The sequence below is a fragment of the Thermodesulforhabdus norvegica genome, assembly GCF_900114975.1.
Classification (GTDB): Bacteria; Desulfobacterota; Syntrophobacteria; order Syntrophobacterales; family Thermodesulforhabdaceae; genus Thermodesulforhabdus; species Thermodesulforhabdus norvegica.
On the sequence record NZ_FOUU01000009.1, the window covers coordinates 75,221 to 92,966 of the forward strand.

Sequence of the window (17,746 nt, forward strand, 5' to 3'; positions counted from 1 at the left end):
TATGCCCATATAGGCATATAATTGTAAAAGGTCAACCACTAAATCCAGGGTATGATAGTAGCCTTATACATAGTACAGTTTTACACATGTGAATGTATTCAAATCATAGGGTGGTCATCTCATTAGAACCCAACTCATAAATAGTACCTCAACAAGACGATGATACAGGCGGGTTGCACGAAGCCCGGGTAGTTCACCCTATAGCGCTCGTAACGAACCATCAGCCGTCGAAAGTTGCCCAGCCAGGCAAACAGGCGCTCGATCTTCCGGCGCCGCCTGTACCGTCGCAGTTTGCGCCCATCCTGGGTGCGTATCTTGCTCGGTTTTTCCGGTGGGGCGCGATCATCTCGATCCCGCATTTCGCCAGACGGGCATCCGGCGGGTCACTGTCGTACGCCCGATCGCCGATCAGCCTCCTGGACAGTTCGGAGACGAAGCATGCCACCAGCGCCGGCTCAACCAGCGTCACTTCATGTGGGCCAGCACCTGTGACGCATACCGCGATAGGAAGACCGGCGCCGTCTGCCATTGCCATGAGCTTCGTACCCCTGCCCCGTTTGGTCTTTCCCACCCCATCGCCCCCTTTTTCGCTACCACAAAGGTACCATCGATGAAGCACTCCTCGAGATTGAGCCCTCCGCGTGCCTTCAGGTCTTCAGCCAGGGCACGCAGAATCGCCTCCATCACCCCAATCCTCACCCGGCGCTGAAAGCGACGATGGCAGGTCTGATATGGGGGATATCGCTCGGGCAGGTCTTTCCACGGCGCACCGGTGCGCAGCACCCACAAGATGCCGTTCAGTACCTCCCGGGGATCCTCCAGGGACGCCCCCGCCTGCGGCTCAGATTGCGCTCTTCCTCGGGTATGAGCGGCTCCAGCACCGCCCACTGTTCGTCTGTCAGGTCCATCGCTCACCTTCATCATCGTTGTGGGCATATATACACCAGTTTCGTGGATTTATGAGATGGGTTCTAAACACTATGGAAGTAGAGGACGTGGAGATGGCGGAGAACAACCTTTCTGGCCTGACAGAGGCGATAAAGACCGCTCGTATCCACGAAGAGGAGGTTGCCTGGCAGGTGAGCTGCCCCACCATGGGAAAAGAACCCATGTGCCTTTTTTACGAAAAGGACAGCGTGCTTGCTCCGGAAGAGGAAGCCCGGGGCTACCTGGTCCACGGCAGGGGCGTGGCTTGGACTCAGTTCCTGGCAAAGGGACGTGAGATAAAGCGTCAACCTGCTTCCAGGCCTATCATGTCCTCGAAAATTGCGCCGAACCGGGCCATAAAGCCTTACCCTACAGGGGCAGGATTCGGAACTGCTATTGTGCCCCGGTAGGGATTCGCAGGTGAGAGGTTCTGACCGCCGGGGTTTTTTGCTTTATCTCCCTGGAGGGAAAGAACCTTCCTTTGGTAAGCCCCGCAAACCCAAACTTCAGCTCCGGCCTTCCTCTTTTGGGTGGGGAATAGATGGGGAAATTCCGGTTTTTTCGATTTTCCCAATTTTGTAAGTCATTGATTTCACTGGTGGGCCGTGCTGGATTCGAACCAGCGACTCTCTGCTTAAAAGGCAGATACTCTACCTGCTGAGTTAACGGCCCAACCAAAAGCAGGCTTCACTTAACACAGTAGCTCTCATCCGTCAAGGCCAAATCACGGACCCGTCCATATAACGGCTATAGCCTTCGCGGGTTTGTCGCCAACGCACCTGAATCCGTGGCTGATAGACGAGTCAAAATAAATACTATCTCCTTCTTCCAGAATTTCAACCCTATCCACCGTTCGGAACTCCACCTTTCCTTCCAGAACATAGAGAAATTCTTCACCCTCATGGGTGGTGAAATTCATTTCCTCTACACTTATAGGGGGAAACTCCACAAAGAAGGGCTCCATGTGTTTGTCCTGTTTTCGCGTCTCCAGAGACTCATAGATGTAAGATACGTCCTCTTTCCCGTGGTGAGGTCTCCTCTTAACACGAATTCTTTCGTGCTTCCTGGTTATGGACACCTTTTCCGTTGTGGTCTCATCCTGAAAGAAATATCCCAGACCCACGTTCAGAGCCCTGGCAAGCTTGAGCAGTGTTGCTACAGGGGGAATTACATGATTATTCTCTATCTGAGACAGAAAGGGTTTGGAAAGGCCCGTTTTATTGGCCAGATCCTGCAAGGTATAACGGTGTTTCATCCGAAGCTCTTTAACCTTTGTTCCTATTTTCAACGCCTTGACGGCGACTGAAACATCATGATCATCAGGCATCGAATACCTCTCTTCTCCATTCGTTTTTTTAAGGTTCCGGATTTCCTAAACGTCAGGACAAAGGAAACACAGAGATATCAAACTTTTAAATCCACCCTTATCCTTTCGGATAAGGGCGGTTGATCATGCCTTTATAGCTGCAGCTTCTTGACCAGAGATTTTACGGCCTCAACAGACTTTTGAAAAGCGGCTTTTTCTTCAGGAGTAAGCTTAATTTCTATAACCTTTTCTACACCGTTTCCACCCAGAAGAACCGGCACGCCAACAAAATAACCACCTACATCGTATTCTTTGTCGCAGTAAGCCGCACAGGGCAGAATTCTTTTTTTGTCCTTGAGAATTGATTCTGCCATCTTGATTGCGGATGCCGAGGGCGCAAAAAAGGCGCTACCGGTTTTCAGCAGATTTACGATCTCGGCTCCACCGTTTCTGGTCCGCTCCACCAGTGCTTCTATCCTCTCCGGAGGAAGTAACTCAGGCAGAGGAATACCCGCAACGGTGCTGTACCTGGGAAGCGGCACCATCGTATCTCCGTGACCGCCCAGGACAAAAGCGGTAACGTCTTCGACCGATACCCCCAGTTCCATTGCTATGAAGGTTCTGAACCTTGCGGCATCAAGCACTCCTGCCATGCCCATAACCCTATTGACAGGGAAACCGCTGACCTTATGGGCCACATAAACCATTGCGTCAAGGGGATTGGAGACAACAATAAGGAAGGCATTAGGCGAATATTTTGCAATTTGCTCGGTTACGTTCTTTACTATCTCGGCGTTTTTGAAGAGAAGATCATCACGGCTCATACCGGGTTTCCTGGGAAGTCCCGCCGTGATTATAACGAGATCAGAATCCGCAGTGTCGGCATAATCATTGGTGCCTATGATCCTTGCATCGAAACCTTCGACGGGAGAGGCCTCCAGAAGATCAAGTGCTTTCCCCTGTGGCATTCCCTCAATGATGTCAACAAGACAAATATCTCCGAGTTCTTTTATGGCCGCCCAGTGGGCAGCGGTGGCGCCGACGAAACCGGCTCCCACAATGGTAATTTTCTTTCGCTTTATGCTCATGTCAGACCCTCCGCTCCTTATTCAATAACCGCCAGAACATCACCTTTCTGAACGCTATCGCCGGCTTTAAAGTTGATTTTCCTGACGGTACCCGAAACAGGCGTCGTTATGGTATTTTCCATCTTCATGGCCTCAAGAACCAGAATCGTATCACCTTCCTTAACCTGATCTCCTTCCTTCACCTCGTACCTTATGATCATACCCGGCATGGGAGCTTCAATGGGAGTACCCTCGCCGACAGACACGGCTGAAGGCTTTGGCGGAGGCGGAGCCGGTGCAGCAGCCGGCTGTGGTGGTGGAGGAGGCGGTGGAGCCGGAGAAACCTGAGAAGCAGGCTGCACCTGGGGTTGAGGGGTTACCGTTGTCACAACAGGCACGCCGCCAACTTCTTCCACTTCTACTTCAAAGTACTCACCGTCCACAAAAACGTTAAAAGTTCTGATTCCGGGCCCCTTGGGCGGGGCTTCTTTCTTTTGCTTTTCCACAAGCAACCCTGCCTTCGCCTTTTTGATAAGTTCTTCTTCTTTTTTAACATCTTCCAGCGTCCTGGGTTTAACCTCATCAGGGATGGGCTCCAGCCCGTATTTCCACCTTAGAAACCTCTTTCCCGTAGTGGGGAAAAGCGCATAAATCAATACATCATCGATATCTTTGGCAAGGCCTTCAACATCCTTCTTCGCCTTTTCAAGCTCCGGTTCCAGAATATCGGCCGGCCGGCAATCAATGGGCTTTTCGCCTCGAGGATATCCCTTAAGAGCCTTCTTTTGAACTTCGGGATCAATGGGCGCAGGAGTTCGTCCGTAGAGGCCAAAACAGAGATCCTTGACCTGGGCAGTTATCATTTTATAGCGCTCTTCCGGAGTGTCGAACAACACGTTGTTTACCGTCTGAATTCCTACAATCTGACTGGTTGGCGTTACAAGAGGTACCTGACCCAGTTCGCGGCGGACTATAGGAAGCTGACGAAATACCTCATCCAGTTTGTCCAGAGCATCCATTTCGCGAAGCTGATTAACAAGGTTGGAAAGCATTCCACCAGGCGTCTGATGTAGCAGAACATTTATGTCAATAATGGAAATTCGATCATCCATGAGATGCCTGTATTTGGGCGAGATTTTCTCAAGATACTCACTGCACCTGGCTATAAGCTTAAGATCAAAGCCGGTATCACGATTCGTCCCCCGGAGGGCCACAACCAGGGGTTCAATAGCAGGATGAGATGTCCGGTATGCCCAGGGAGAAAGACAGGTGTCCACTATATCAACACCCGCTTCTATGGCCTTTAGAAGAGTCATATCGGCCATGCCCGAAGTGAAATGGCTGTGAAGGTGAATGGGTACCTTAACGGTTTCCTTTAGGGCTTTAATCAGTTCATAGGCATCGTAAGGCGCCAGAAGACCTGCCATGTCCTTTATACAGATCGTATCGGCGCCCATGTCTTCCAGTTCTTTCGCTTTCTGCAAGTAATACTCCAGGTTGTAAACAGGCCCTCCCATGCGGGGCTCCGTAAGAGAATAGCAAATGGCACCCTGGAAGTGTTTGTTGTTCTTCTTTATGACCTTTACGACCGTCTGGAAATTACGAAAATCGTTCAGGGCATCGAAAACCCTGAATATGTCTATTCCGTTGACGCAGGCTCGTTCTACAAACGCTTCGGCTACATCATCGGGATAGTTCCTGTAGCCGACAAGATTCTGTCCCCGGAGCAACATGGAAAAGGGGGTATTCTTGATATACTTTTTGAGCGTTCTGATACGCTCCCAGGGATCCTCCGCCAAGAAGCGATGCATAGTGTCAAAGGTGGCCCCACCCCAGACTTCCATGGAGTAAAAGCCGATTTTATCCATATCCTCTGCTATGGGTATAAAATCCTCGGTGCGCCCTCTGGTTGCAAAAAGAGATTGATGACCGTCTCTAAAGGTCAAATCCTGCACCTTAACAGGGTTGGTTACCTCAACATGATCTCTGTCAAGCAAACCTGCTACCAGAACCCCGTGCTCCTGCGCCATATTTCCCTCTCCTGAATTTTTAAGATTTCGAAGACCGGATCACCGGACCAGTCTCATCTGCCAAAGACGTCGCATTTCCATGGCCGCCTGTCGCCCGGCAATAACCCACGGACTAGAGCCGCAGACTACCCTTTCAGCCACAGCCCTGATTTCGGGCTCCGGGCGTCTTTCCTCGACGACCCCAGCCCTTTCAGCCTGAAGATATAAGTTTATTGCCCCCATTATGGCGGCAACTACTTTGGGTTCCACCTTCATCTGAGTTGCTCCCTAGAGCCCGAGGTCAGCGCGGATACTTCTCATGGCCTCAAGGCTCAACTCTATAAATTCCATCAACTCCATTCCCAGCTTTTCACACATCATTATGTTTTCCCTGCTCACATTTCTTGCAAAGTCTTTGCTCTTCATGCGTTTCCTGACGGATTTGGCCTGCAAGCTTGCAAGGCTCTTGTCGGGGTGTACCAGAGCCGCTGCCACAATCAAACCCGTGATAGTCTCGGCCGCCGTAAGTGCATAATCAAGGGTGGTTTCCCTGGTCAAACCGAGCATTTCGGCGTTATGCCTCAGTATAGCCTGAAGCACCTCCTCAGGAAGATCCGTGTCCTTTAGTATATCAACGGCCTTTTTGGCGTGTTCCTCGGGTTTGTCTTTGGTGTACTCAAAGTCAAGATCATGAAGAAGGCCGGCAATGCCCCACAAATCGGGGTCACCGCCAAACCTTTCGGCCAGTTTCCTCATTATGGCTTCGGTGGCGAGACAATGTTTCCTGAGATTGTCACTCTTAACATGCCTGGTCAGAAGTTCAAGCGCCTCTTCCCTCGTCACTTATTCTCTCCTCCATCAGGCCGCAGCTCTGCGGGTCTTCTTCTTAAGGCGACTGATACGACGCCTCAGTATATCCACCATCTTCCAGTCCCTGGCCGCTCTGGCTTCTTCACGCTTTTTCTTAAGCTCCTTAATTTTTGCCTTCAGTGCCCGAACATCCACACTGGTGTCTTTCTTCTTCTCGTCGACAATCCCTCTGGCTTCTTTGATCACCCTGATAAGCTCGGCTTTATTCATGGCATGTACACCGGTTACACCTTCAATACCCAGAGCAATTTCACGGAGTTCTTTTGCGGTCATCTTCTCAAGAGGTTTCTCTTTTTCGGCCTTTTTTTTCTTTCCCATACCCTTTCGCCTCCGCTGAACTTAAGAGTTGAACAGGTACACGGTTTAATCTTCCGACTCACTCTTATCCAATGAAGTTAAAAAGGGCTTTATGATCTCAATGGGAATAGGAAACAGGGTTGTCGAATTGTTCTCCGTTGCTATCTCTCTCAGGGTCTGGAGATAGCGTAACTGCAGGGCTATAGGCTGTTCGGAAATGATCCTGGCAGCTTCGGCAAGCTTTTCTGCCGCCTGATATTCACCCTCTGCAGATATTATCTTCGCCCTCCGCTCACGCTCGGCCTCTGCCTGTCTTGCCATAGCCCTCTGCATCTCCTGAGGCAGATCTATATGCTTAAGCTCCACCACCGTAACCTTCACACCCCAGGGATCAGTATGTTTATCCAGAATTTCCTGAAGATGGGCATTTATCTTTTCACGCTCCGAAAGAAGCTCATCCAACTCAGCCTGACCGCAAACACTCCTCAGAGTGGTCTGAGCCAGCTGGCTTGTAGCAAAAAGATAATTCTCCACAGAAACAACGGCCTTCACCGGATCCACAACACGGAAATAAACCACCGCATTAACCTTTACCGATACGTTATCACGGGTAATAACATCCTGAGGCGCCACGTCCATGGTAATCAGCCTCAGGCTTACCTTCTGCATTCGATCAATTACAGGAATCAGAATAATAAGACCGGGGCCTTTCGCACCTATAACCCTTCCAAGGCGAAAGATGACACCCCTTTCGTACTCCTTCAGCACCTTCAAAGCGCTCGAAAGGAACAAAATCAGCAACACAACCAAAACTATTAAACCGTACATGACCCTCTCCCTGATCAAAACAGGGTTAATATTTAAGAAAAAAGGTTAGTGTTATTTAACATCGATTTTTTGCACACGCAACTTCAAATTCCTGACCTCAACGACCTTGACGGGCGTGCCTTTAGGCAAGGGCTCTTCACTTTCCGCGTTCCAGAGCTCACCGTGGACGAAGACGGTTCCCGAGGGATCTAAATCCTTCTCCACCACGCCTACCTCACCTATCAGAGCTTCCATACCAATCCGGGGTTTCATCTTCTGAGCTCTAAAGGCCAGTGCCGCAACAACCACAAAAAACAGACCTACTCCCAGGACCGTTGGAATAAGAACGGAATAGGCCACAGGATGAGTGGTTTCGGGGGTTCGAAACAGCATGATCGAACCAAGCACAAGGCTTGTAAGACCTGCAATGCTGAGCATCCCGTAAGACGCTATTTTGATCTCGAGAATGAAAAATATCACCGCAAGGATTATGAAAAGTATGCCGGCATAGTTGACGGGTAAAGCCTGAAGGGCGTAGAAAGCCAGTACAAGACATATAGCCCCAATCACACCGGGCAAAACTGCTCCCGGCTGGGAAAGCTCAAAATAAAGCCCCGCAAGACCGATCATGAGAAGCAGATAGGCAATCGTAGGATTGCTGATAGTTCTAAGGATGTTGTGTGAAAGAGAGGGTTTTATCTCCTTCAACTCCACACCAGTGGTATGCAGAACCTTTCTGTAGCCCTTGCGCTCGACTTCCCATCCGTCAAGCTTTTTCATGAGATCATCCACATCCCGAGCAACAAGATCTATTACATTCAGCTTGTATGCTTCCATAGCAGTTGCCGAAACGCTTTCTCGCACCGCTTTTTCCAGCCATTCTGCGTTTCGCATTCTTTCCTCGGCAATACTCTTCGCAAAAGCCACCATATCATTTACGACCTTTTCGTTCATCGTCTTGGGCACATCCTCGCCACTTGCCGTAACCGGATGAGCGGCGCCGATGTTGGTCCCCGGAGCCATAGCCGCTATATCGGCGGCAACGGTTATCAACACACCGGCGGATGCAGCCTGGGCACCAGGAGGGTACACAAAGACAACCACGGGAAAAGGTGCGGACATGATTGCCTGAACCATCTTTCTCATGGACGTCATGAGCCCGCCCGGGGTATCAAGAAGAATAAGCAGAAATTGAGCCCCATCCCTGGTTGATTGCTCTATAGCATGCTCGAGATAATCCTGCACCCCCGGATTTATCGTATCGTTAATCTTTATAACGTTGACGTGACCTCCCGATGCTGCAAAGTTACCTGCAGGCATCAGAAAAACTGTGAATGAGAAAAGGATTGCAAAGAGAATTCTGGACATCATGCTTCGGTAACTCCGTTGGGTTTTCCGCCAACCCTCCAGGTATCGTAAAGTCGTAAAAAATCTTCCCAGGCCCTTCTCTTCTCGGCAGGATTTCTCAGCAAATAAGCCGGATGGAAGGTGGCCACAACGGGAATACCACGCCAGGCATTTATTTTCCCCCGCAAACGTGAAATGGGAAGCTTTGTAGAAAGAAGAGTCTGGGCAGCACAGCTACCGAGAGCGCATATTACACGAGGGCGGATTATTTCAAGCTGTTCAAAAAGAAAAGGGCTACAGATTTCTATTTCATCGGCGCGAGGCGTTCTGTTTTTGGGAGGTCTACACTTGACGACGTTGCAAATGTAAACATCTTCACGTCTCCAACCCAGAGCTTCGATCATTCTTGTGAGGAGCCTTCCGGCCTGACCGACAAAAGGCTTTCCCTGCAGATCCTCGTCGTGACCGGGGCCTTCTCCTACAAAAACGACTTCGGCACAGGGATTTCCGTCTCCGAACACCAGATTTTTTCTGCCCTCATGAAGGCGGCACCGAGTACATCCGTCGATTCTCCCGGCCAGCGCCATCAACCGTTCAGGTCTCTCTTCACGGCCCGATGAATAACCATCGCCACTATTATTACTTTCTTCTGCCAAAACACCCACGGGCACGGCCGTTATGCCGGCCTTATACCACCCTTTACAGTAGGCCTTAAGCTCCCTGAGTATCTCCTCGCTAAAACCCTTCACGCCTTTTCACCAGTTCTTCTACGTAGTCGAAAATCTTCAAAGCCACTTCATCCTTGCTCATGGGCGGCAAATCTACAACATCGCCCGAACCGAAAATCAGCTTAACCCTGTTGGTATCAACAGCAAAGCCCGACCTCGGGTCCCTGACGTCGTTGGCTACAATCATATCAAGATTCTTCTTTAAAAGCTTTAACCTGGCATTTTCAACAATGTCGTCCGTTTCGGCAGCAAATCCGACAAGTACCTGCCCTTCTCTCTTTTGCCGACCCAATTCGGCTAGGATGTCCGGATTGGGAACGACTCTAATGGTTATCTCTTTATCGCCTTTCTTTATCTTGCTCTCGCTTTGCACATCAGGGCGGTAATCCCCTACGGCTGCAGCCATAATAACGACATCACACCGGGGCGCCCTTTCCACTACGGCGGAGTGCATCTCCAGGGCAGAAACCACCGGGATAAGGCTCACCCCCGGCGGGGCTTCAATATGCGTGGGGCCGGAAACCAGACACACCTCGGCGCCTTTCAGAGATGCAACCCTTGCCAGGGCATAACCCATTTTTCCACTGGACGGATTCGATATGAACCTCACCGGATCGAAAAACTCCCTTGTAGGACCTGCGGTAACCAGAACATTCAGGCACTTAAGGCTTTTTTCAGTAAGCGCCGACGCAATTTCATGGAGCATCCTTGCAACAGAGGGAAGCCTCCCCGGCCCTTCCTCTCCGCAGGCGACTACTCCTGGGTCGGGTTCAACCACACTAAACCCACGCTCTCGAAGGGTTGAAACATTTGCCTGCGTTGTCTGATGAGCGTACATGGCAGGATTCATTGCAGGGCAGAAGACCACAGGACACCTGGCCGCAAGAAGCAGGGTGCTGAGATAATCGTCGGCAATTCCGTGAGCAGCCTTGGCAAGGATATTGGCCGTTGCCGGGGCAACAACTATGACATCTGCTTTACGGGCAAGTTCAATATGACCGAAAACATCATCTGATAATCCGCCAAAGAGATCTATCATCACGGGGTTTTGAGTAAGTGCTCTGAAGCTCAAGGGTCCCACAAACTCACAGGCATTTTTCGTCATTACAACGTGGACATCACATCCTTCATCTCTAAGCTTCCTTACCAGATCACAGGCTTTATACGCAGCAATGCTACCGGTTACACCCAGTACCACCGTCTTTCCTCTAAGGACCGGAAAAGGCATCGCCATCCGTCTCCGTCATCGGGTATTTAAGGCTGTCCGGGTAGAACATATATCTCAACGTAAGTATACCACATTTTTGGATAAACATTGATAACACATATCCTGTTGGCCTTTTCGAAAACCATTATGGATCGCTCATACCGGGAGCTTCCCTTGAGTTTCCACTGTTCTCTGGGCATGGCGGACATAAAAAAATCGGAAACGGAAAGATAATCCACCCTTCCCCGGAAAACCAGAACTCCGGTTTTTACGGAACTCGTCTGGAATACACTTGAAGCGTCCCTTACCATCTGCAACTCCGGCGGAACCGGCACATCAGGAAAATCGTAAAAGACCGGTGTTACCGGTGCTACAGAAAGAGATTGGGCTGACGTAGCCGGACCGGCAGATTCCTGTCCGGGTCCAGCCTGTGAACCCTGAGCAGAAACACCCGACATCGTAGTGCACCCCGTTAAAGCAAATACAATTGCAAATAACAGCGACGATACAATTGAAAAGCCCCTCATCGTCTTCCCCCTCTTTTCAGAAAAAAGGATTTGTTGCTCTCTCTCTTCCCACCGTCGTTTTCGGCCCGTGTCCCGGGTAGACGACGACATCATCCCCTAACGGGAAAATTTTGTTCCTTACAGATTTTATAAGCTCTTCGTAAGAGCCTCCGGGAAAATCCGTTCGGCCAATGGACCCGGCAAAAAGAGTATCTCCTACAAAAATGATCCGGCGATCTTTCAAATAAAAAGACACATGGCCCGGGGTATGCCCCGGGGTTTCAAGAACTTCAAGCGAAATATCCCCAACGGAAATACACTGACCCTCTGCAAGCTCTACGTCAACAGGTCCACCCAAACCCGTAATGCGACCACTCAGGAGTGCACCGAGACCGACCATTCGATCCTTCAACAAAGGTTTATCCGCCGGGTGGAGGTATATTAAACCTCCTGCAAGTTCTTTCAGCTTCCAGGCGTCCAGAACATGGTCAAAATGACCGTGAGTAAGCAGAATGGCCTCAAGCTTGAGTTTATTTTTGTTCAGGAACGAAGCGATCCTTTTTGCTTCGCCGCCCGGATCAATCACTGCCGCAACACACTTGCCGGAATCTCCCAGAACGTAGCAGTTGGTCTGTAGCATTCCCACAACAAAATGCTCAAGAATCATCGACTCTGCTCCTTTTACCATTTTTCCAGTATTATCAATTCATCCAGAGGGCGTCTGTCGGATCGCTGGTCACGCCTTGCGGGATGTCCCACGGCAACGACGGCCATAAGTTCCAGAGAGTCCCTAAGCCCCAGTATGTCTCTCACCTGATCCCTGTTTTTCAGAATCTCTCCAATCCAGACTGCCCCCAGCCCCATGTCATGTACTGCAAGAAGCATGTTCTGTATGCACGCCCCTACCGCCTGACAGTCTTTAACGTAGTCATAGGAAGCTTCCCGATCCAGAAAAACACAAATAATCACGGGTGCATTGCGAATGATCTTTCCGTAACGGGTTAGCTCGGCAATTCGGTTACGGAGTTCCTCAGAACCTATGACGGCAAACCTCCATGGCTGGTTGTTAAGGCCGGACGGAGCCCAGGAACCGGCTTTGATTATTTCCCTAATTGCTTCCGGCGATACGGGTTCATCGGTATAATGGCGGATACTTCTCCTTTCGTAAATGGCCTTAAGCACAGCCGAACTCATTATTCCCCTCCCTCATTTTGATCCCCAGAACGATGCTTTTTGAACTCGGTTACAAATCTTTCTAAATCTTCTCCTTCCAGCACCTCTTTTTCCAGCAACTCCTCGGCAAGTCTATCCAGCCATGCTCTGTTTTTTTCAAGAATATTTCTTACCCTACGATGAGCACTTTCCACTATTTCCCTCGTTTCTTCATCAATGGCCTCCGCAGTTTTTTCGCTGAACTCCCGAGACAGCGCCCAGCCTGCAGCCGTGTCGGTATGCAAAAACATTGCTTTTGGTTCACTTCTGAAGGTAATAGGCCCAAGTCGCTCACTCATTCCATACTCAGTTATCATGCTTCTTGCAATCAACGTAGCCCTCTGCAAATCGTTCTGAGCACCTGTGGAAACATCTCCGAAAACCACCTCTTCAGCTACCCGTCCCCCGAGAAGCACACAGAGGCGGTCAAGAAGTTCCTGCTTGGTCATCAGGTAACGGTCTTCCGTGGGAAGCTGCTGAGTAAATCCCAGTACGCCTATACCACGGGGAATGATGGAAATCTTATTTACCGGATCAGCGTGTTCAACACTCATAGCGACCAGAGCATGCCCCGCCTCATGGTAGGCCACTATTTTCTTTTCTCTCGGATTTATGGCACGATTCTTTTTTTCAAGACCTCCGATTATTCGATCCAGTGCCTCCTGAAAATCCTTCATTTCCACGTATTCTGCATTACGGCGGGCTGCAAGAAGGGCCGCTTCATTCACAAGGTTGGCAAGATCGGCTCCCACAAACCCCGGAGTAAGGGCGGCGATTTTTCTCAAATCGACGTCGGGGCCGAGCTTCACGTTACGCACGTGAATCCTGAGAATTTCTTCCCGCCCTTTAATGTCCGGCTTATCGACTGCTATATGGCGATCAAAACGGCCGGGTCTTAAAAGAGCCGGATCAAGGATCTCCGGGCGGTTAGTTGCAGCCATGATGATTACGCCGGTCGTGGAATCAAACCCGTCCATTTCAACCAGTAACTGGTTCAGGGTTTGCTCACGTTCGTCGTGGCCGGCCATCGGGTTTATACCCCTGGCCTTTCCAAGTGCGTCAAGCTCATCAATAAAGATAATGCAGGGAGCATTCTGCTTTGCCTGGGCAAAAAGATCCCTGACTCTCGCCGCTCCAACCCCTACGAACATTTCCACGAAATCGGAACCGCTCATGCTGAAAAAAGGCACCCCTGCTTCACCGGCTACTGCTCTGGCCAGGAGAGTCTTTCCAGTCCCGGGAGGCCCAACCAACAGCACTCCTTTGGGAATCTTTGCTCCAAGCCGTTTAAATTTTTCCGGATTTCTAAGATATTCAACGATCTCCTGAAGCTCTCTTTTAGCTTCATCAATCCCGGCAACATCATCAAAGGTTACTCCGACATCTTTTTCCGCATAAATCTTTGCTCTGGCCTTTCCCAGGGATAAAACCCCATGAGGTCCCGCCCCCATACGCCTGAGAATGTAACCCCAGAAAAGAGCGAAAAGGGCAAGGGGAACAATCCAGGACAGGATCGTCATGAGAAGTTTGTTCTGTTTTTCCGCCGTGTATCTTACGTTATGCTTCTCGAGAAAGGCTACCAGGCCCGGATCATTAACCGCAACCGTCCGAAAATACATCTTTTCGTTAACCGGCTTGAGAAATTTACCCTTTATCGTATCCTCGCCGATGATCACGCTCTCTACGTTACCCTGCCGAACATAGGACTTGAAGTCAGAATAAGGCAGACTCAAGACATTTTGGCTGAAAAGAAGTGTCTCGTGAAGCCAGGAAAGTAACATCAAAACCAGGATAAAATACCATATTGAGAAATGCATCTTCCTGGCCGTGTCTTTCTTATCGTCGGGATGTGGAGAGGATCCACCACCGCCAAACCTGTCCTTCCATGAAGCCGGCTCAGGCATAACCTACCTCCTGTAATTTTTTTATTTGAACCCTTAACCCAAAATCGATTATTCTTCTCGCCGGGGCTTTAACATCCATCCGACCACCAGGGGAGAAAGATAAGATGGCACAAAGACAGAAGATCATGGTATGGGTGCTCCTCTTCTTATCGACTCTGTTACTTATAGGTTTGCCGATTAAATATGCCGCATCAGAAACAATCGGCAGGGCTCAAACAGCACTGGAACCTGCGGAGTATCAAGAGCCCATAGTTGCCGACCCCCTTGAACCTATAAACAGGTTTTTCTTTGAGTTCAACGATAAGATGTATTTCTGGCTGGTAAAACCGGTATGTACCGTCTACAAAACCTTTCTGCCCCCGGGGCTCCGTCAGGCCATAAAAAATGCCTTTGAAAATCTGCGGGCTCCTATTAGATTCGTAAACTGCATCTTGCAGAGGAAAGGTCAGGCCGCATCAACGGAGCTGAAGCGCTTTGTTGTTAATTCCACTTTGGGTTTAGGAGGGTTTTTCGATATTGCAAAAACCCATTTCAATATAGAAGCAGCCGACGAAGACTTCGGTCAAACCCTGGGAGTTTACGAGGTTTCTGAAGGTATCTACATAAACTGGCCCTTTCTCGGCCCATCAACGGTAAGGGATTCTGTAGGACTTGTTGTTGATTTTTTCCTGGATCCATTAACTTACATGCCCGTCGATTATTTGATCCAGGGAGGCATACGTGCCGGTTCGCACACCAACAACACATCACTGCGTCTTGGAGAATATGAAGACCTGAAGGAATCGGCAATAGATCCTTATGTTGCTTTGAAGGATGCCTACATACAGCATCGACGGGAACTTATCAGAAGATAAAAGGAGAAGGTACGTTCATGAGGGATCTGAAAGAACTCATATTCTCTATTGAGCCTGCAGATGCATCCTGGGAAGAAAAAGCCTGGAACAGGCTGAAATCCCAGATTCGACCGAGAGGATCCCTGGGGCTTCTCGAAAACATAGCAGCTCGTCTTGCGGCGATAAAACGAAGCCTTGATATAGAACTGAGCAAGAAACTTATCTTCACAATGGCAGGTGACCACGGAGTTGCCGAGGAAGGTGTAAGCGCCTATCCTCAGGAGGTGACATCTCAGATGGTCTTTGCCTTTATTCAGGGATGGGCATCCATAAACGTCCTTGCCCGGCATGGAGGAATTGATGTTCGCGTAGTGGACATGGGCGTTGCCTCGGACCTCCCTGAAGATTGGAACATAGTGAGAAAAAAAATCCGGTACGGGACGGCCAATTTTACAAAAGGACCGGCAATGACCCGGGAAGAAGCCGAAAAGGGCCTTCTGGCCGGGGCAGAACTCGTTGTGAAGGCCGTTAAGGAAGAAGGTTATCAACTTATAGGCACCGGTGATATGGGCATTGCCAACACAACGCCTTCTTCTGCAATTCTTGCGGTGTTCAGTGGCCGTCCGGTGGCAGAAATAACCGGAAGAGGCACGGGCATAGACGATCAAGCCTTTCAAAAGAAGGTTCAGGCAATCGAAAGGGCACTCAGTGTAAATAGCCCCAGCCCCGAAGATCCCATTGATGTACTCGCTAAAGTAGGCGGTTGCGAAATTGCAGGTCTTGCAGGAGCCGTACTGGGAGCGGCTGCATCAAAGGTTCCCGTGGTTTGCGACGGTTTTATCGCTACTGCGGGCGCCCTGATAGCAGTAAAACTCGCACCGGCCGCAAAAGATTATCTCTTTATTTCCCACAGAAGCGGCGAACCGGGTCATAAAGTTATGTCAGACATTCTGGAACTTCCGCCAATATTGGATCTGGGAATGAGGCTCGGAGAAGGAACAGGAGCAGCCCTTGCCATGCCAATCGTTGAAGCCGCGGCAAAAGTCCTCAAGGAAATAAAAACCTTTGAAGAAGCAGGAGTAACGGATACGGGGCATTAATTTTACATCCTGAACAATTTTTTTCTTGACCGAAACATACACCTTTCGATATAAGCAAACTCGTCCCTGCACGGTGGGCTACTCATTGTTAACCTCAATCATTTTCTGATCAGGCGGAAGCACCAGGAGGAGTTGCCGCATCCTTTCTCTGATCTCATTTCGATTTCCAGCAGGGAGTCATAGCATCTACCGGATGAGACAACCTTTCACGATAGACATGTCTGTATTTCACAGGAGGGGGTGATAAGTGTAAGTGCAGGTTAAGGCAAAAAAATCCCGATCAGTTTAGAGTAGATTGTCCGGAAAGTGCCAACCCTTTGTTCATCCCTGGAGGTCATTATGGCAGAGCAATTGCGTCCACGATGGGGTCAGCCCTTAACGGGAATAGTATCACTTCTTTGCTTTACTTTAATTGCATGGATTACCTGGTATATATTTAGCGATCCCAGAGGACCGGTCAAGGCATTTCCCTACCCCTTTGTTCTATATCTGGCTATGATGATCCTTGTAGGTCTATGGCAACACATGTTTTTTGGAGATTGGCCCTTTCATAATCTTCCTCAGCCCTGGCGAGGGATTGTGGAAACAATTGTTAACCTTATTCTTGTTTGGTTCGTTATTCATGTCGTCTTTTATAGAATTCTGGGACTGGGTTTTAATTTCCTGAGCCAAAGCAACCTCAACGCTCTTGCAGCGGCCGGAAAGGCAATCCTTCCCAACGGCCAGGCCTTAACGCTGGAAGCCATGAAACAGAAACATTTTGCCGAAAGTGCAGTAGTTTGCTTCGTCCTGATCGGTTTTTTCAGTTATCCCTTTGTAACCATTCTGTTTGGTAAGTGGCCCATTCGTCCGAGCAATCTTACCCAGCCTCAGGCGGGCTTTGCAGAACTTGGGTGGTGTTCACTTCTTACACTGTTTTTCTACACCGTTTTGATCGTCCCCTTCTGGGGATTGGTTTACGGAAAGCTTCTGGGCAATTCATTCGCTCTGAACTTTCCCTGGTGGGAAAATATAGCAGGCACAAATCACGTACACTGGGTTTTCGGCTGGTGGGAATGGATGATTATAGTGCTGTTTATGACCCCTAATGTGTGGCGAATGAAGCCGTGGAGCGTAATAAACCTGCCTCAACCATGGAAAGGACTCATATCCTTTATCTGTGTAGTGATACTCGGCTACATACTGGCTCTGATTTGCACCAAAATTGCCCCGGCCTGGCTACCTCACGAAACCATTGAACATCTCAAAGAAGCCAAGCCCAACGACGCCGAGTTAATCCGTTTCCTCTGGTATCATGCCGCCGAGATTGCGGGCTTTACTCTGATTCCTTTCCTGATCTGGCATCACTACTTCGATGATATGTGCCCCATGGCGGACAAGGACTCCTGGGGCGCTTTCTGGTTCCGCACGGTGGGTGTTATCGTTTTTGCCGCCATTAATTACGTTTTTTACTACTACCTGAACTGGGGACATTGGGGCCTTGGAAACCACCATATGACGGAACTTTCTCACCGTTTCCCGCACGGGGAATCACTGGTCTGGAATTTCTGGTGGATAATACCGCTTCTGTGGAACGAATGGTTCTTCCACAAATGGCCTTTTTACGTTCACGACCACAAACACTAA

Annotated in this window: 18 protein-coding genes, 1 tRNA gene and 1 pseudogene; 4 read left to right on the forward strand and 16 right to left on the reverse strand. The window is 49.6% G+C overall.

Features of this window, described 5'->3' with window-relative positions:
* Positions 1 to 134 precede the first annotated feature (134 nt).
* Positions 135 to 908 (reverse strand): annotated as a pseudogene (locus tag BM091_RS14150) (IS5 family transposase).
* 93 nt (positions 909 to 1,001) lie between these two features.
* Here BM091_RS14150 and BM091_RS11385 point away from each other — a divergent pair.
* A complete protein-coding gene (locus tag BM091_RS11385; RefSeq protein ID WP_143083143.1) occupies positions 1,002 to 1,337 on the forward strand; it encodes a hypothetical protein in 336 nt (111 codons plus the stop codon).
* 186 nt (positions 1,338 to 1,523) lie between these two features.
* Here BM091_RS11385 and BM091_RS11390 read toward each other — a convergent pair.
* From BM091_RS11390 to ftsH, 15 genes are all read right to left on the reverse strand, one after another.
* Positions 1,524 to 1,599, reverse strand: a tRNA-Lys gene (locus BM091_RS11390).
* A 52-nt stretch (positions 1,600 to 1,651) separates the two neighbouring features.
* A complete protein-coding gene (locus BM091_RS11395; protein ID WP_093395899.1) occupies positions 1,652 to 2,254 on the reverse strand; it encodes a helix-turn-helix domain-containing protein in 603 nt (200 codons plus the stop codon).
* A 131-nt stretch (positions 2,255 to 2,385) separates the two neighbouring features.
* The gene (gene mdh, locus BM091_RS11400) at positions 2,386 to 3,315 is read right to left on the reverse strand and encodes a malate dehydrogenase (protein WP_218148892.1); all 930 of its coding nucleotides are present in this window, start codon (positions 3,313 to 3,315) and stop codon (positions 2,386 to 2,388) included.
* 23 nt (positions 3,316 to 3,338) lie between these two features.
* Positions 3,339 to 5,330: a pyruvate carboxylase subunit B gene (locus BM091_RS11405; protein ID WP_093395903.1), complete on the reverse strand. Its 1,992-nt coding sequence runs from the start codon at positions 5,328 to 5,330 to the stop codon at positions 3,339 to 3,341.
* A 39-nt stretch (positions 5,331 to 5,369) separates the two neighbouring features.
* Positions 5,370 to 5,585, reverse strand: coding sequence for a hypothetical protein (locus BM091_RS11410; RefSeq protein ID WP_093395904.1), 216 nt, complete (start codon positions 5,583 to 5,585; stop codon positions 5,370 to 5,372).
* A gap of 12 nt (positions 5,586 to 5,597) precedes the next feature.
* Complete coding sequence (locus BM091_RS11415) at positions 5,598 to 6,152, reverse strand: HD domain-containing protein (RefSeq protein WP_093395906.1); 555 nt, start codon at positions 6,150 to 6,152, stop codon at positions 5,598 to 5,600.
* A 15-nt stretch (positions 6,153 to 6,167) separates the two neighbouring features.
* A complete protein-coding gene (locus BM091_RS11420; RefSeq protein WP_093395907.1) occupies positions 6,168 to 6,497 on the reverse strand; it encodes a Rho termination protein in 330 nt (109 codons plus the stop codon).
* A 45-nt stretch (positions 6,498 to 6,542) separates the two neighbouring features.
* On the reverse strand, positions 6,543 to 7,304 hold the full coding sequence (locus BM091_RS11425; RefSeq protein WP_093395909.1) for a slipin family protein: 762 nt from the start codon (positions 7,302 to 7,304) through the stop codon (positions 6,543 to 6,545).
* 51 nt (positions 7,305 to 7,355) lie between these two features.
* On the reverse strand, positions 7,356 to 8,654 hold the full coding sequence (locus BM091_RS11430; RefSeq protein WP_093395910.1) for an NfeD family protein: 1,299 nt from the start codon (positions 8,652 to 8,654) through the stop codon (positions 7,356 to 7,358).
* Positions 8,651 to 9,379: a uracil-DNA glycosylase gene (locus BM091_RS11435; RefSeq protein ID WP_245735358.1), complete on the reverse strand. Its 729-nt coding sequence runs from the start codon at positions 9,377 to 9,379 to the stop codon at positions 8,651 to 8,653. Before BM091_RS11435 ends, BM091_RS11430 begins: the two co-directional genes overlap by 4 nt.
* On the reverse strand, positions 9,366 to 10,586 hold the full coding sequence (gene coaBC, locus BM091_RS11440; protein WP_093395912.1) for a bifunctional phosphopantothenoylcysteine decarboxylase/phosphopantothenate--cysteine ligase CoaBC: 1,221 nt from the start codon (positions 10,584 to 10,586) through the stop codon (positions 9,366 to 9,368). Before coaBC ends, BM091_RS11435 begins: the two co-directional genes overlap by 14 nt.
* A 26-nt stretch (positions 10,587 to 10,612) precedes the next feature.
* On the reverse strand, positions 10,613 to 11,092 hold the full coding sequence (locus BM091_RS11445; protein ID WP_093395913.1) for a hypothetical protein: 480 nt from the start codon (positions 11,090 to 11,092) through the stop codon (positions 10,613 to 10,615).
* 16 nt (positions 11,093 to 11,108) lie between these two features.
* Entirely contained in the window at positions 11,109 to 11,738 is a 630-nt protein-coding gene (locus BM091_RS11450; protein ID WP_093395915.1) for an MBL fold metallo-hydrolase, read from the reverse strand.
* A gap of 14 nt (positions 11,739 to 11,752) precedes the next feature.
* Entirely contained in the window at positions 11,753 to 12,265 is a 513-nt protein-coding gene (locus tag BM091_RS11455) for a nitroreductase family protein (RefSeq protein WP_093395916.1), read from the reverse strand.
* Complete coding sequence (gene ftsH / locus BM091_RS11460; protein ID WP_143083144.1) at positions 12,265 to 14,100, reverse strand: ATP-dependent zinc metalloprotease FtsH; 1,836 nt, start codon at positions 14,098 to 14,100, stop codon at positions 12,265 to 12,267. The genes BM091_RS11455 and ftsH overlap by 1 nt, the downstream gene beginning before the upstream one ends.
* 191 nt (positions 14,101 to 14,291) lie before the next feature.
* Between ftsH and BM091_RS11465 the strand changes: the two genes are divergently transcribed.
* From BM091_RS11465 to BM091_RS11475, 3 genes are all read left to right on the forward strand, one after another.
* On the forward strand, positions 14,292 to 15,041 hold the full coding sequence (locus BM091_RS11465) for an MlaA family lipoprotein (RefSeq protein ID WP_093395919.1): 750 nt from the start codon (positions 14,292 to 14,294) through the stop codon (positions 15,039 to 15,041).
* 17 nt (positions 15,042 to 15,058) lie between these two features.
* On the forward strand, positions 15,059 to 16,120 hold the full coding sequence (cobT, locus tag BM091_RS11470) for a nicotinate-nucleotide--dimethylbenzimidazole phosphoribosyltransferase (RefSeq protein ID WP_093395920.1): 1,062 nt from the start codon (positions 15,059 to 15,061) through the stop codon (positions 16,118 to 16,120).
* A 339-nt stretch (positions 16,121 to 16,459) separates the two neighbouring features.
* Entirely contained in the window at positions 16,460 to 17,746 is a 1,287-nt protein-coding gene (locus tag BM091_RS11475) for a hypothetical protein (RefSeq protein ID WP_093395922.1), read from the forward strand.